Here is a 15,067-nt window from a genome sequence, read left to right on the forward strand (position 1 = left end):
AGACTCCTGCGGGAAGAGCACGTGTCTGAAGACCCCGCAGCGGTGGTCTTTCCGCGAGGAGGCTGAAGCCGTGCCCGCGGAAAGCGAAGTATTCTGCCGAAGCGGCTTTCATCACAAATTTAGGTAAGAAGTGAGCAGGCACTAATTATATTTACCGTTGCGGTAGATTTCAACTACTCAACAGTTTATGGGTAATGTCAAGAATGTTTGATGAAGGCAATAGAAAATCCGAACTAATAAAATTTCAAGAAGAAATTTGAAGTATAGTTCGGATTTTTCAAAGAATAAAACACTTTTATCACTTTAAATTTTCTTTAAAATTAATGACCACAAGAAGTTTTATTTTTTACTTTTGACCCTGTTTCCCCTGATAAAAGATCGCCACCTGTATCACGAATAACATGATTCGTAACTTCACGTGCAATTGTTCCAGATACGAGTTGTAATACATCATTAACTACTACTTGAATTTCTTTAAATTCCTGAACAATTGGAATACCATCAAGTTCATTTTGAACATTATCTATTTCTGTTTCTACTTTTTTCAATGCTTCCGTTTTTTCATACGCTTGTAAATTGACAGCCTGTTTTTGTAATGTTTTAATACGGGAAATTAATCGCTGAACCTTTTCATTTTCGTTAATTTTAGCTTCTAGTTGTTTAAATCGTTCAATTTCTTCTGTTTGAGCAAGCATAGCTGCTAATTCTTTTGCTTCATTTAGTACTTGCTGACGTGTATATTGTGTCATCTTCATTCACCTCGACTGTTTTTTTAACGAGTTCTCCGTTTAGTGACCATGTCTTTGCTTCTGTTATTTTAACATTTACTATCTTGCCGATAATTGATTTAGGACCTTTAAAATTAACGACTTTATTTTTTTCTGTGTATCCTGAAAGAACTGTATCGTCTTTTTTACTTTCTCCTTCAACGAGAACCTTCACTGTTTTTCCTTCATAAGTTTTCATTGATTCAGCCGATTGTTTATTTACTAATTCATTTAAACGCTGTAGTCGTTCTTTTTTCACTTCCATTGAAATATTATCCTTCTGAACTGCTGCTGGCGTGCCCTCACGTGGTGAATAAATAAATGTATACGCAGACTCAAACCCTACTTCTTCCATTAGCGTCATTGTTTCTTCAAACTGTTCATCTGTTTCATTTGGAAATCCTACAATAATATCTGTAGTTAATGTGACGTTTGGAATAGCTTTTTTAATTTTATTTACTAATTCTAAATACGATTCTCTCGTATATTTTCGATTCATTTTTCTTAAGATTTCACTGCTGCCAGACTGCACTGGTAAATGTATATGATCGAGTAAGTTTCCACCTTGTGCCAGCACTTCGATTAAATGATCATCAAAATCTCTTGGATGTGACGTTGTGAACCTGACACGTGGAATATCAATTTTATGCATGTCATTCATTAAATCGGCAAAACGATAATCCATATCTTCAAAGTCTTTACCATAAGCATTTACATTTTGACCAAGTAATGTTACTTCTTGATACCCTTGGGCAGCAAGATGACGAACTTCCTGAATAATATCTTCTGGACGTCTGCTCCGTTCTTTCCCACGTGTCATTGGGACAATACAGTACGTGCAAAATTTATCGCATCCATACATAATATTTACCCATGCCTTTATTTTTCCATGCCTTACTTTTGGAAGGTTCTCAATAATATCGCCTTCTTTAGACCATACCTCAACAACCTGTGCTTTACTAAACATCGCTTCTTGAATTAAATTTGGTAACCGGTGGATATTATGAGTTCCAAAAATCAGATCCACTTGTTGGTGCTTCTTAAGTATTCTATTTACAACTGATTCTTGTTGTGACATACATCCACAAACACCAATAATAAGATCAGGCTTTTCTACTTTTAATGATTTTAAATGTCCAATCTCACCAAACACTTTATTTTCAGCATTTTCTCTAATTGCACAAGTATTTAGTAAGATAATATCTGCTTCTTCTGTTACTTCAGTAGGATCATATCCCATTTCTGTTAAAATACCCGCCATTACTTCCGTATCATGCTCGTTCATCTGACAACCGTAAGTTCGGATTAAAAATTTTTTACCTTCTCCAACAGTTTTCATATCTTCCGGTATTTCAAAATCATAATGAACTTCAATTTTATCTCGTCCACGTTTACGAGCTTTTCTTATATCTGGCGGCTGATACGTTGTCTCAAAATAATGAGCAAAGTCAGCAGTTGTTTTTTCCGATAGAGGTTTGTCCTGGCTGGATTTTCTGTCCATGGACAAATCCTGTTTAATTTTTGCTTGTTCTTTCCGTTGCTCTTCGTTCATTCTATTACTCCTTTCCCAAATTACATGTCATTAATTTATATTCATTTAATAAGTATATAAGTTTTAAGGTATTTTCACAATTATTACTGTTACATCACTTCGTTTGTATGTTTCATATTTGAAGGAAAGGTGACAATTTTTATGATATAAAATATTTAAAAAACCACCTTAAAAAAGGTAGTTTTTTAGTTAAATATTTCACTTTTTTATTAAAATTCAGATATGGATATTAACGTGGTTCTACAATCAACTTAATCGCTGTTCTTTCTTCACTTTCAATTAAAATGTCTGTAAACGCCGGAATACATATTAAATCTACTCCGCTTGGTGCGACAAATCCTCTCGCGATTGCTACTGCTTTAATTGCTTGGTTTAATGCCCCTGCGCCTATTGCTTGAAGTTCTGCTGTACCATTTTCTCTTAATACATTTGCTAATGCCCCTGCTACTGAGTTCGGATTTGACTTTGCTGAAACTTTTAAAACGTCCATTACTTAGTACCTCCTCCATTAACTAATATAGATTTATTGCTACTATATTCTAAGAAATGATACCTTATTACTTAATTATGCATGGTTTACCATAAATTACAACTATCAATTACTCACTTCTTGATTTATGAAGGGAACATTCGTAAGCAAAACACTCGTTTACATCTCAAAAAATGGATGGTCATTATTTATTAATATTCGCTTAATCTTCGTTGCTTTTCCTGTACTATTATCAATTGTAATGATACATCCATTTAATTGATTTCTACCTTTTTTATCTACTTCAAAGCGAACTGGCATATTTGTTAAGAACCGATTGATCACAGATTCTTTTTCGACTCCTAAAATACCATCATATGGCCCAGTCATCCCTACATCAGTTATATATGCTGTTCCTTGCGGTAATATTCGTTCATCTGCAGTTTGAGTATGCGTATGGGTCCCCACAACCGCACTTACACGTCCATCTACATACCAAGCAAAAGCTTGTTTTTCGCTGGTTGCTTCTGCATGAAAATCAATGAAAATAATATTTGTTCGTTTTTTTGCTTCTTGAATTAATTCATCCACTTTTTTAAAAGGATCGTCATGTGAATCTAAAAATGTTCTTCCTTGCAAATTGATGATAGCTACTTCTAATTGATTACTTTTTATATAGACAATTCCTTTCCCTGGATTATTTTCCGGAAAATTAGCTGGTCGAATTAAATATGTAGCACTATCTATAAAATCAATGATCTCTTTTTTATTCCATGTATGATTTCCTAATGTAACAGTTTGTACTCCTAGATTTAAAAACTGCTTATATATTTTTTCTGTAATTCCTTTGCCAGCTGCAGCATTTTCTCCATTTACAATTGTGATTTGCGGTTTATATTTATCTTTTAATTTCGGTAAATATTGTGTAAGCATATCTCTTCCAGGTGAACCGACGATATCACCAATAAATAATATGTCCATCATGATACTCCTTATATAAATCTTATATTTAATAACGGTAAAGCTTTAATCTCAGTGTACAAAAAAAAGCGGCATATTTCTACCGCTTTTTTTAGTAATTTTTATTGCTTTTAATTTTCTATTCTTTATTTTGCGTATTCAACTGCTCTTGTTTCCCTAATTACTGTCACTTTAATATGTCCAGGAAATTCAAGTTCGCCTTCAATACGCTTACGAATATCTCTTGCGATATGTGTTGCTGCTGCATCATCAATTTCATCAGGCTTTACCATGATTCTTACTTCACGGCCTGCTTGAATTGCGTAAGATTTCTCAACACCAGTAAAGGAATCAGAAATTTCTTCAAGTTTCTCCAAACGCTTAATATAATTCTCAAGCGTTTCACTTCTAGCTCCCGGTCTTGCAGCAGAAAGTGCGTCTGCAGCTGCTACAAGAACTGAAATAACGGAAGTAGCTTCTTCATCCCCGTGGTGTGAAGCAATCGCATTAATAACAACAGGATTTTCTTTGTATTTTATCGCGAGTTCTTTACCTATTTCAACGTGACTTCCTTCCACTTCATGGTCAATTGCTTTTCCAATATCATGGAGTAAACCTGCTCTTCTAGCTAGCACTTCGTCTTCACCTAATTCAGCTGCAAGCAGCCCTGTTAGGTAAGCGACTTCCATCGAATGCTTTAACACATTTTGACCATAGCTAGTTCGATATTTTAAGCGGCCTAAAATTTTAATTATATCAGGATGTAAACCATGAACACCGATTTCAAATGTTGTTTCTTCACCAATCTCACGTATATGTTCATCCACTTCTCTTCTTGCTTTATCAACCATTTCTTCAATACGTGCCGGATGAATTCGGCCATCCTGCACTAATTTTTCTAAAGCAAGACGTGCAATTTCTCGTCTAATTGGATCGAATCCTGATAAAATAACTGCTTCAGGAGTGTCGTCAATAATTAAATCAATACCCGTTAATGTTTCAAGTGTCCGAATATTTCGACCTTCGCGTCCGATAATTCGACCTTTCATTTCATCATTTGGTAAGTTAATTACTGAAACAGTAGTTTCAGCTACATGATCAGCAGCACAACGCTGTAAAGCTAACGATAATAAATGTTTTGCTTTTTTGTCTGCTTCCTCTTTTGTGCGATTCTCCGCCTCCTTGACCATCACTGCAGTTTCTTGTTTTAATTCATTTTCTAATCGCGTTAAAATAACTTGTTTTGCTTGGTCAGTTGTATATCCAGAAATGCGTTCAAGCTCCGTTTGTTGCTTAACTAGTATAGCTTCCACTTTGCTTTCCATTTCTTCAATTTGTTGTTGTTTTTCTGCAAGCGTTTCTTCTCTTTTTTCTAAAGAGAGTTCACGCTTATCAAGCGTAACACTTTTTTTGTCAAGAATTTCTTCTTTTTGGATTAAACGATCTTCCTGCTTTTGAATCTCCAAACGACGTTCACGTAATTCTTCCTCAATTTGCTGACGAAATACATGATTTTCTTCTTTAGCCTCAAGAAGAGCTTCTTTTTTTGCGGCATCTGCATTCCGACGTGCTTCATCAACTATTTGTTTTGCTAAATTTTCCGCACTAGAAATCTTAGCTTCTGCAATAGATTTACGAATCAGATAACCAACAACAATACCGACGATTAGGACTAAGGCGAGCAAAATGGAGATGAGTAAAGGGTTGTCCACGTTCTTCACCTCCTATTGCTATGAAATTGTAAAAACTCATTATTGTCGGCATATACCATATCAATAAGAATAAAATGTATAACTATTGTTATAAAATTATACATCTTAATTTTAATTGTACCAATAACCAATGTCAATAGAAAGCCATTTCTTATAAAAAAATAAAAAACCCTTTACTTTATCATAAACTCTAAATAAGTAAAGGATTCTCTTTATTATAGTTCTTATTCTTCTACTGTTTCAGTCTCTGCAGTTTCATCAAGTTGATAATATTCTCTAATTGCTGCATGAATTTCAGCGGCTATCATTTCATTTTCTAACAGGAATTGTTTAGAATTTTCTCTTCCTTGACCGAGCCTCTCTCCATTATAAGAGTACCAGGCACCACTTTTTTCGACGATATCAAGTTCAGAACCAATATCGAGTATTTCGCCTTCAATTGATATCCCTTCACCATACATGATATCTACCATTGCTTGTTTAAAAGGAGGTGCAACTTTATTCTTTACAACTTTTATTCTCGTTCTATTTCCAATCATTTCCGTTCCTTGTTTTAACGTTTCGGCACGACGAACTTCAAGTCTAATAGATGAATAGAATTTAAGTGCTCTTCCACCAGGTGTCGTTTCAGGATTACCGAACATAACGCCAACTTTTTCACGGATTTGGTTAATAAAAATAGCAATTGTTTTTGATTTATTAATCGCTCCAGATAGTTTCCTTAACGCTTGCGACATTAAACGGGCTTGAAGACCTACGTGAGCATCGCCCATTTCTCCTTCAATTTCTGCACTTGGCACTAATGCTGCAACAGAGTCAACAACGATAACATCAATAGCGCCACTGCGAACGAGAGCTTCCGCAATTTCCAACGCTTGCTCTCCAGTATCTGGTTGAGATAACAATAATTCATCGATATTAACTCCTAACGCCCTTGCATAATTCGGGTCGAGCGCATGTTCAGCATCAATAAACGCAGCTTGACCACCGTGCTTTTGCGCTTCTGCAATCGCATGTAAGGCAACGGTAGTTTTACCTGATGATTCTGGACCATAAATTTCAATTACACGTCCTTTAGGGTAACCTCCAATACCTAATGCAATATCAAGTGCTAATGAACCACTTGGAATAGTATCTATTTTACGTTCTGCTTCTTCTCCTAGTTTCATTACAGAACCTTTTCCAAATTGTTTTTCAATGTTACGTAATGCTTCATCTAATGCTTTTTGCTTGTCACTCAATACGTTTACCTCCCCTGATTAACTATTTATATCATACCTTTTTTTATACAAATATACAAATGATAAGCGAATGCACGTTCTTTCATTTTCCCCACAAAATATAACGTATAATTCAATTTTAAGGCATGTATGGCTATGCAAACTACTTTTTCTTAAGGAATTAGAAGCAAAAAATATCACTTTAAATAATTAAATAAAATTTCTAACCCTTTTAAAACAGAACGATAACGAATATCATTACGATCTCCTTGAAAAAAACACTCTTCAACATATTCATGACCATTCACATCAACAAGTCCAATATATACTGTTCCTACGTTTTTACCCTCTGCTTCTAACGGACCTGCGACCCCTGTAAAGCTTATTCCAATATCAGCATTTAATAACTTGGCGACATTTTTAGCCATTTCAAGTGCACATTCCTTACTAACGGTACCATTTTCTTCAATTGTTTGTTTTTGAACTTGTAAAACGTTTCGTTTCACATCAGGATCATAACAAACGATACCACCCAAGAATACTGTTGAAGCACCATTTAAAGATACAAATCGATCCGAAAATAAACCGCCAGTTAAACTTTCTGCAGAAGCAATTCGTTTATTTTTTGTTTGTAGCAGTGAAAACACTTTTTCTTCAAGTTTATCCCGGTCCACTCCATAAAAATATTCGCCGACTTCTTTCAAAATAATTGTTTTGGTACGTTCTAACAGTTCATTGGCTTCATTAGCAGATACCGCTTTTGCTGTTAAACGAATCGTAACGCCATCTTTGGCAGCAAGTGGAGCAATGGTTGGATTTTGTTGGGAAGCGATCAACTTACTTAATTTATCCTCAAGTGCAGACTCACCTATCCCCGTAAACCGAAGTACGGTTGACTGAATAACCATTTCACCATTAATATTTTTTAAAAATGGTAGTACATCGTCAGTAAAGAGTTGCTTCATTTCTCTTGGAACTCCCGGTAAAAAAATCCAAAAACTATTTTGATATTTAACAATATTTCCAGGAGCCATACCAACTTTATTAGTTAAAACTTTGGAATCTTTAAAAACTCTCGCTTGTCTTTTATTATTCGGTGTCATAACTAATTTTTGTTTTTCATAAAACTGTTTTATTTTTTCCATAGCGTTCGGTTCTTCGACGATGGACAGTTGGCTAATTTTTTGGAACGCTTCTCTTGATAAATCATCTGCAGTAGGTCCGAGACCCCCAGTAACAATAATGACATTGGAGCGCTCCTGTGCCTGCTGAAATATAGTTGATAGTCTGTCCAAATTGTCTCCTACAACAGTGTGAAAAAAAGTATTAATTCCATTTGCTGCTAATTGCTCAGAAATCCATTGGGCATTGGTATTTGCAATTTGCCCAAGTAAAAGTTCGGTGCCAACCGCAATTATTTCCGTATTTAATGTTTTATTCGTCATTTTGAATCCCTCATTACATGCCAATTTTTAATAAAGTATTCAATCCCGGACCACGCAGTTAAGATCAAGGCAATATACAAAAACAACATATCGATAGGGATACCTACGTAAGAAAATGGAAAGTTATGTAATAATAAAAATGCTATCGCACTTATTTGAGAAACTGTCTTTAATTTACCCATATTACTAGCGGCTAAAACAATTCCCTCACCAGCGGCTACTAATCGTAATCCAGTTACTGCAAATTCGCGGCTAATGATTATGATGACAATCCAAGCAGGTGCAAGACCCATTTCAACTAATAAAATAAATGCTGCCGATACGAGTAATTTATCTGCAAGTGGGTCTAAAAATTTACCCATATTCGTTACAAGATGATATTTCCTAGCATAATAACCGTCTAACCAGTCTGTAAGCGAAGCGATTAAAAATATAATACCAGCAACAAAATGAGAAATTGGCAAAGTTGTTGTCCCGATATTCCACTCTCCCCAGTCAAAAGGTATGCTAAGAATTAGAATAAATATTGGTATTAAACAAATTCGTGATAATGTTATTTTATTAGGTATATTCATTGTTTTTTCACCTTTCTATCGATCAAAATTTACTTGGCAGATAAGAAACCAACATGGCTAGCTTTGAGCGAGCCACCATCTATCATGAAAATAGGTTTGTTTTCATACAAAGGTATAGAACTTTCTTGACTCGCTCACTGGCTGAAAGCTCGGGCGTCCTGGGACTGGGACTGCGCTTACTCGTCCCATCGAAGGGCATTTACACTTTCGTTCGTCCCACCATAAAGATTTGTCTCAGGCGTAAGTCACTAGCACGTCAATCACTCGTAAGTGTAAATGAGGCTTTCGCTATAAAGGCTTGCACTTACTTAGCATAAGTGCAACATCACCTCTGTCTTTCGCCGAGAAGACCGACTAAGAACAGGCTCTCTGCCTAACCGTCGGCATCCCCCTAGTGATGAGGGCATGTTTTCTTTAACGATAAGCCAAGTTTTCTAAAGTTATCTCTGAATAAGTTATGTATTCATTTTTGCGAGCTCAAAAAACCCCTCAAGGATGGAGGGGCAAAACAATTATTCGTTTTGTTTTAAGTTAACCCATATTTTTTGGTGAACCGTTTTCTGTGGATCTATTGGGTATTCTAGTTCAACGTCATTTATTTTGATTGTAAGTCCATTAGCGTTCCCAACATTAAAATAAATTCTTTCTTCTTCCGAGACATCGATTGATTCAGATTCTGTATTTGCCTCTAATGTTGAAGCGACATATGTTTGTTCAGAAGCTCCTTTAACTTCAACATATACTCTGTCATGAACCTCAAAAGTTACTTCTGCCTTGTCACCAGTAAAAGTAAAATCAACTTCTGAAGTTGGGGAATTACCAGTTCCAGTTTCTACGACGGAGAAGCTAGCTTCAGAGGTGCTAGAATCTGATTCGGATTCGTCAGTTTCACCCTTATCTTCATTGGGATCATTTTCATTAGTCTCTTCTTCTTGACCCGGTTCATCAACATTTCGGATAATTTCATCACTTTCCTGATGCCCTTCGATTTCAGTATCGGATTTTGATAATGCTTGTTGGTACAAGGTCCAGGCAACAAAAATAATACCAATTACTAAAATTATAACAATAATAGTGGGAAGTAAAGAAAAAATGGAAGAACCAACTTTGGCAGGTCTAGTGCGTCTAGATCTTTCCATCCTTGTATATTGTACCGTCTGTTCCTCTTCTGTTTGAATTTTGTCCTCATCAAAATCTTGAAGAACTTCAGTTGGATCCAAGCCAACTGCCTGAGCATATTCTTTAATAAACGCTCTAGCATAAAAGCGACCCGGTAGAGCATGAAAATCATCCTGTTCGATAGCCGCAAGATATCGTTTTTGTATTTTTGTCATTTCTTGAACGTCATCGAGAGAAAGGTTTTTTGCTACCCTCGCTTCTCTAAGTATTTCGCCAATCCCCATTGTTAACACCATCCATTTTAAAAGTCAAACATTGAAAAATTATTCGAATCATTCTTTCTTTCAATTGAATCATATGTAATTTCTTCATTTTCATCACGCCGAATTTCAATTATATAATCGAAATCATCGATCGTATATTCGGTAGTTTGAATAAAAATATCAGGATGCTCTACAACTTTTGTTGCTGGTAGTTGCATAATTTCTCTAATTAATTGCCAATGCTGTTCGCTAGCCCTTTGTTGCGATACGACACCGTCAATTATATAGATATAGTCTTCCCCATATTCTCCTTCAATTAACTGATTTCTAACCGTTTGTTTTAATAAAGTGCTTGAGACAAACAGCCATTTTTTATTTGCACTTACACTTCCAGCTACAATTGATTCTGTTTTGCCAACTCGAGGCATGCCACGAACACCAATCAATTTATGTCCATCACTTTTAAATAGTTCAGACATAAAATCAACGAGCAACCCAAATTCTTCTCGTACAAATCGAACAGTTTTACGATCCTCAGTATCACGATGAATATATTTCCCATGCCTTACAGCTAATCGATCTCGTAATTTCGGTTTCCTAAGTTTTGTAATTTTTATCGTATCAACTTTATCTAGTATCGTTTTTAATCGTACTATATGCTCGTCATACTGAGATAAAAGTAACATTCCTCTTCTTGAATTTTCAATCCCATTAATCATAATAATATTAATGGATAACATTCCTAACAAAGAAGATATATCTCCTAGTAATCCTGGTCTATTATATTGTAACTCATATTCAAAATACCATTCCGTTCTATCCATTACTAATATCCTCTTTCTTTCATAATCACTCCTCCTAATTTTACCTAATCAGTAATGTAAATGCAATATAATCCGTGTTATTTCACAGGATATTAACTCCAATTTAATCTATATGCCCCAAAAATGAAATAAATGAAAAAGAAGCTAATATAACGACTAGCTTCTTTTTCATGTCTTAACTTTTATTGTTTTTGTACAAGCTTCATCATCGTACTAGCAATTGCTTTTTGTTCCTCAGGTGAAGCAGCATTCCAAAGTTCCTGTAAAACTCTTTCTTCTTTATTTTCAGGTTCAACATGCTGACTTAAATAATCACCTACGTGCTGTGCAATATTCGTAATTGCTTGATTACTCATACCATGATCTTTCGCTTGATCAATTTTATTGGATAAAAATTCTTTCCAAGTTGAAAAGTTGTCTAAAACTGACATGACATAACCTCCTTATTTTTATGTTTAGTATTTAACTATCACAAGTTATTATGCATAAGAAATAAGGAGTTTTACTTATTAAATTAGCGGCGCCTGTATCACCAGCCACCAGTAATATTAACAATTTCCCCTTGAATATAATTAGATCTTTCATCCATTAAAAAACTAACCGTATGTGCGACATCACTAGTCACTCCAACCCGATTAAGTGGGATATGAGCTATAATATCTTCTCGTTCTTCATTTAAAATATGCCGATTCATTTTCGTGTCAATAAAACCAGGGCTAACTGCGTTTACTGATACACCACTAGGTCCAACTTCTTTTGCCAATGCTTTAACAAAACTATTTTGAGCACCTTTTACAGAAGAATAGATTACTTCATTACTTGCTCCAACATCGCCCCATATTGAAGTAATAAAAATAATTTTTCCTGCTTTTCTTTGAATCATTTCAGGTAAAAAATGTTGTATTACTAACCAAGGCGATTTCACATGAAGAGAGAGCATTTCGTCCATTTCACTCTCTAGAACATCTTGAAACAAACCAAAATGAGCAGTGCCAGTTACATAAATAACGGCATGCACCGGATAGAATATATTTTCACACAATTGATGAACCTCAGTATTTTTTCTTAAATCCGCCCGCACTGTTTGCAACACTGTTTGTTCATCGAGTTCTTCCATTAACGTATTAATAGATGCTTTATTTTGATGATAATGAAGTATCAAAGAATACCCTTCTTTGGATAATTGCTTACTAATTGCACTTCCAATATCACCACTTGCCCCCAAAATCAAAACATTTTTACTCATCATTTCACCTAATTACTTACTTTGAATTTTACATATCGTTAATCGGTCTTCATCAATCCACTCTTTTAAAAATGCATTTATTTCTTCTAAAGATAATTCTTGAACATAGGAGGTAAGATGAAAGAAATCTATACCTGCAAAATAATAATTTACATACTGATTAGCGATTGATTCTAAAGAGTTCATCGATCTTAACAGTTGACCAATTCGTCTTTTCTTCATTACAGATAACATTTTTTCATCAAGCCTTAAGTCGTTTGTACTTAGTAACATTTCTTTTACCTGATTTGCAAAATCTTCTGGTTTCTCGGTATTGCTACTAATTAACGAAAAACTAAAATCTTCTTCTACAGTGGTGCTATATTCAAAACTGTCGTCAATTAAATGAGCTTCGTAAAGTTTTTCAAAGAATGGGCCACTTGGTGAAAAGAAATAATCAATTAACATACTTTGAATTGTTTCCTGTTTTAAAAATGCCTCTGTCGTTAAATGATGATTTGATTCCTTTATCCCTATAGTAACTTTCGGAATAGAAACAGGTAAATGAATCACATTTTCTTTCACCGCAACATGTTTTGGTTCATTTGGAATATCCCGGTCTATTTCATCTAACGTAGGGAAATCTTTTTGTCCTTGATTTTCTTCAATTACAGCCATCATCGTATTAGGATTGAAATTACCAGTGACGAATAACACCATGTTTGCTGGATGGTAAAATGTATTATAACAAGTATACAAATCTTCTTTTGTAATGGAGCTGATCGATGATACTGTTCCAGCAATATCGATATTTACCGGATGATTTTGGAACATATTTTTAATTGTCCCCATGAATGATTGCCAGTCTGGCTGATCATCGTACATCTTAATTTCCTGCCCGATAATTCCTTTTTCCTTCTCAACAGATTCATCGGAAAAAAATGGGTTTTGAACAAAATTTAATAATGTTTCCACATTCTGCTCTATCATTTTTGTAGCGGAAAAAAGATACGCTGTTTTCGTAAAAGAAGTATATGCGTTTGGAGAAGCACCTTGCTTTAAAAAATCGGCAAACACATCCCGGTCTTCTTTTTCAAATAATTTATGTTCTAAAAAATGTGCGACGCCATCAGGTACAGTGATTCTTTTCTTTTTCTGAATTGGAGTGAAGGTTCGATCCGTTGAGCCATAATTTGTCATAAATATTCCGTATGTTTTAGCTACTTCATGTTTTGGTAATAAAAAAACTTGTAAACCATTAGCTAGTTTCTTTTCGTAAATTGTTTCTTGGATTGCATCATACGTTATCTTATTCATTCACCTCACCACCCTCTTTAGTTAATAAATAAATCGTATCTAGCTCAATTTTTTCAGCAACTTGCACAATTTCATTTTTAGACACTTGCTTAATATTTTCAATAAAGTCATTCGGTAATAACTCTTTTTGACCAACCACTTGTTGGTACAATAATTCAATGATCCCTTGAGGATGATCTAGTGTTTCTTTCAATTCGCTAATAATCAACTCTTTCACTTCTTCTATTTCTGTCTCCGAATATTTGCCTTGTTTCATTTCCTGCATTTGTTCTTCTATAATGTTTCGTGCTTTTTCATAATTTTCTGCTTCAATGCCGCTAAAAACAAGGAGGAGACCTTTGTGACTTTCAATTCTAGATGATGCATAATATGCCAGACTATTTTTTTCCCGAACGTTTATAAATAATTTTGAACTTGGAAAGCCTCCAAACAATCCATTAAACACTTGTAAAGCAAAATAATCATCATCCTTATACTTGGTGTTTGTACGGTATCCAATGTGAAGCTTTGCTTGCTGAATTGGCTGTGTTTCAATTATTTCATTACTTTTTTTAATCACTTTATGATTTTCTTCGTTAGCTTCTTGGGGAGCAATTATGCTGTTACGATTAAAAATTTTAACAAGTTTTTCACTCATTTTTGCCTCATCAAAATCACCTAAGACATAAACGTCCATACGATCTTCTTGTAACAGTGATTTATAATAGTTATACATTTCCTCGCCATCTATTTTGTCTAAATCTTCGACATAACCGTTTGTATGTAATTCAAATAATTCGTCTTTACACATTTCATCAATTAATCGCATATTTGCATAAGCAATTTTATCATCGTAAATGGAACCAATTTTATTTTTTAACGTTAGCTTTTCACGTTCTACAATTTTATCGGGAAAAGTCTCTCCCTCAGTCCGCGGAGAAAAAATTATTTCTCGAAGTAGCTCTAGCGCTTCATCCATTACAGTAGTTTCATTATTTATAAACTTTTCGTTTGCAAATTCTAGACGAAAACTAAGGATATGATGATTACCTTTTTTTGCTCCATCAATAGATAAAACTGCCCCATATAAATCATCTAATTTCATCATTAATGCTTTTTCTGAAGGATAGTTCTCTGTACCTTGTTGTAAAATATACGGCAATAGTGCTCGTTTCGTTATTGTCTCTCGATTCAGCATGGCTTTACATTTTACGACAACATTAACTGTCTTAAACTTTTTGCTGACGATTGTATGAAAATAAATATTATTTTTATGTGTTTTCGTCTCAACCAATTCAATCATGTATCCATTCTCCTTTCCACCTTTAGGAATACCCTTAATGTAACATATTTACAACATTTTATACTAAAAAATGATGGATTGGTTATAACTATAAAAAATAAGGAATGACTATCTCCAAAAACGAATATGACAAAAAAGGAAGTTTGACATATTACTTTTTCTACAGTTGAAGGATACTGTGCAGTAATGAAAATTTGTAAACCTAGTTGGTAAACCATTGATTTCCATCGTGGAAATAAAAACGAAGCTACAAAGCAGAATACCGCTACGGAAATACATTCCGCTTTCCGCAGGCGGCTGATGAGCCTTCCTTGTGCTGCGCACTGCGTTGTCTCAC

At 34.7% G+C, this 15,067-nt stretch carries 14 protein-coding genes; all 14 read right to left on the reverse strand.

Annotated features, from left to right (window positions below):
* Nucleotides 1–320: 320 nt before the first annotated feature.
* The 14 genes from ACPYKA_RS11255 to yfmF all read right to left on the reverse strand — a co-directional run bounded on the left by ACPYKA_RS11255 (nucleotide 321) and on the right by yfmF (nucleotide 14,730).
* Entirely contained in the window at nucleotides 321–749 is a 429-nt protein-coding gene (locus ACPYKA_RS11255; RefSeq protein WP_479542378.1) for a YlbF/YmcA family competence regulator, read from the reverse strand.
* Nucleotides 715–2,268 (reverse strand): tRNA (N6-isopentenyl adenosine(37)-C2)-methylthiotransferase MiaB, encoded by a 1,554-nt coding sequence (gene miaB, locus ACPYKA_RS11260; RefSeq protein ID WP_479542391.1) that lies wholly within the window; start codon nucleotides 2,266–2,268, stop codon nucleotides 715–717. Before miaB ends, ACPYKA_RS11255 begins: the two co-directional genes overlap by 35 nt.
* A 280-nt stretch (nucleotides 2,269–2,548) precedes the next feature.
* On the reverse strand, nucleotides 2,549–2,809 hold the full coding sequence (locus ACPYKA_RS11265) for a stage V sporulation protein S (protein WP_479542379.1): 261 nt from the start codon (nucleotides 2,807–2,809) through the stop codon (nucleotides 2,549–2,551).
* A gap of 159 nt (nucleotides 2,810–2,968) precedes the next feature.
* Nucleotides 2,969–3,769: a TIGR00282 family metallophosphoesterase gene (locus tag ACPYKA_RS11270; protein ID WP_479542380.1), complete on the reverse strand. Its 801-nt coding sequence runs from the start codon at nucleotides 3,767–3,769 to the stop codon at nucleotides 2,969–2,971.
* A 125-nt stretch (nucleotides 3,770–3,894) separates the two neighbouring features.
* Nucleotides 3,895–5,460 (reverse strand): ribonuclease Y, encoded by a 1,566-nt coding sequence (gene rny / locus ACPYKA_RS11275; protein WP_479542381.1) that lies wholly within the window; start codon nucleotides 5,458–5,460, stop codon nucleotides 3,895–3,897.
* Nucleotides 5,461–5,684: 224 nt separating this feature from the next.
* Nucleotides 5,685–6,701 (reverse strand): recombinase RecA, encoded by a 1,017-nt coding sequence (gene recA, locus ACPYKA_RS11280; protein ID WP_479542382.1) that lies wholly within the window; start codon nucleotides 6,699–6,701, stop codon nucleotides 5,685–5,687.
* Between the two features lie 176 nt (nucleotides 6,702–6,877).
* Nucleotides 6,878–8,125 (reverse strand): competence/damage-inducible protein A, encoded by a 1,248-nt coding sequence (locus ACPYKA_RS11285; RefSeq protein ID WP_479542383.1) that lies wholly within the window; start codon nucleotides 8,123–8,125, stop codon nucleotides 6,878–6,880.
* Nucleotides 8,122–8,700 carry a CDP-diacylglycerol--glycerol-3-phosphate 3-phosphatidyltransferase gene (gene pgsA, locus ACPYKA_RS11290; RefSeq protein ID WP_479542384.1) on the reverse strand — a complete coding sequence of 193 codons (579 nt, stop codon included), beginning with the start codon at nucleotides 8,698–8,700 and terminating at the stop codon, nucleotides 8,122–8,124. The genes ACPYKA_RS11285 and pgsA overlap by 4 nt, the downstream gene beginning before the upstream one ends.
* Before the next feature lie 512 nt (nucleotides 8,701–9,212).
* On the reverse strand, nucleotides 9,213–10,103 hold the full coding sequence (locus ACPYKA_RS11295) for a helix-turn-helix domain-containing protein (protein WP_479542385.1): 891 nt from the start codon (nucleotides 10,101–10,103) through the stop codon (nucleotides 9,213–9,215).
* Nucleotides 10,104–10,120: 17 nt separating this feature from the next.
* A complete protein-coding gene (locus tag ACPYKA_RS11300) occupies nucleotides 10,121–10,906 on the reverse strand; it encodes a YmfK family protein (protein WP_479542386.1) in 786 nt (261 codons plus the stop codon).
* Nucleotides 10,907–11,088: 182 nt separating this feature from the next.
* On the reverse strand, nucleotides 11,089–11,337 hold the full coding sequence (locus ACPYKA_RS11305) for a DUF3243 family protein (protein WP_479542387.1): 249 nt from the start codon (nucleotides 11,335–11,337) through the stop codon (nucleotides 11,089–11,091).
* Nucleotides 11,338–11,435: 98 nt separating this feature from the next.
* Nucleotides 11,436–12,152, reverse strand: coding sequence for an elongation factor P 5-aminopentanone reductase (gene ymfI / locus ACPYKA_RS11310; protein ID WP_479542388.1), 717 nt, complete (start codon nucleotides 12,150–12,152; stop codon nucleotides 11,436–11,438).
* 12 nt (nucleotides 12,153–12,164) lie between these two features.
* On the reverse strand, nucleotides 12,165–13,448 hold the full coding sequence (yfmH, locus tag ACPYKA_RS11315) for an EF-P 5-aminopentanol modification-associated protein YfmH (protein ID WP_479542389.1): 1,284 nt from the start codon (nucleotides 13,446–13,448) through the stop codon (nucleotides 12,165–12,167).
* The gene (gene yfmF, locus ACPYKA_RS11320) at nucleotides 13,441–14,730 is read right to left on the reverse strand and encodes an EF-P 5-aminopentanol modification-associated protein YfmF (protein ID WP_479542390.1); all 1,290 of its coding nucleotides are present in this window, start codon (nucleotides 14,728–14,730) and stop codon (nucleotides 13,441–13,443) included. Before yfmF ends, yfmH begins: the two co-directional genes overlap by 8 nt.
* Nucleotides 14,731–15,067 lie beyond the last annotated feature (337 nt).

The sequence above is a fragment of the Pseudogracilibacillus amylolyticus (SeqCode) genome (genome assembly GCF_051918545.1).
Taxonomy (GTDB): domain Bacteria; phylum Bacillota; class Bacilli; order Bacillales; family Amphibacillaceae; genus Pseudogracilibacillus.

Excerpts from the sequence above, each read along its gene's own strand:
- ACPYKA_RS11255 (WP_479542378.1), bottom strand. The coding sequence starts at position 749 with ATGACACAATATACACGTCAGCAAGTACTAAATGAAGCAAAAGAATTA.
- miaB (WP_479542391.1), bottom strand. The coding sequence starts at position 2,268 with ATGGACAGAAAATCCAGCCAGGACAAACCTCTATCGGAAAAAACAACT.
- ACPYKA_RS11265 (WP_479542379.1), bottom strand. The coding sequence starts at position 2,809 with ATGGACGTTTTAAAAGTTTCAGCAAAGTCAAATCCGAACTCAGTAGCA.
- ACPYKA_RS11270 (WP_479542380.1), bottom strand. The coding sequence starts at position 3,769 with ATGGACATATTATTTATTGGTGATATCGTCGGTTCACCTGGAAGAGAT.
- ACPYKA_RS11285 (WP_479542383.1), bottom strand. The coding sequence starts at position 8,125 with ATGACGAATAAAACATTAAATACGGAAATAATTGCGGTTGGCACCGAA.
- pgsA (WP_479542384.1), bottom strand. The coding sequence starts at position 8,700 with ATGAATATACCTAATAAAATAACATTATCACGAATTTGTTTAATACCA.
- ACPYKA_RS11295 (WP_479542385.1), bottom strand. The coding sequence starts at position 10,103 with ATGGGGATTGGCGAAATACTTAGAGAAGCGAGGGTAGCAAAAAACCTT.
- ACPYKA_RS11300 (WP_479542386.1), bottom strand. The coding sequence starts at position 10,906 with ATGGATAGAACGGAATGGTATTTTGAATATGAGTTACAATATAATAGA.
- ACPYKA_RS11305 (WP_479542387.1), bottom strand. The coding sequence starts at position 11,337 with ATGTCAGTTTTAGACAACTTTTCAACTTGGAAAGAATTTTTATCCAAT.
- ymfI (WP_479542388.1), bottom strand. The coding sequence starts at position 12,152 with ATGAGTAAAAATGTTTTGATTTTGGGGGCAAGTGGTGATATTGGAAGT.
- yfmH (WP_479542389.1), bottom strand. The coding sequence starts at position 13,448 with ATGAATAAGATAACGTATGATGCAATCCAAGAAACAATTTACGAAAAG.
- yfmF (WP_479542390.1), bottom strand. The coding sequence starts at position 14,730 with ATGATTGAATTGGTTGAGACGAAAACACATAAAAATAATATTTATTTT.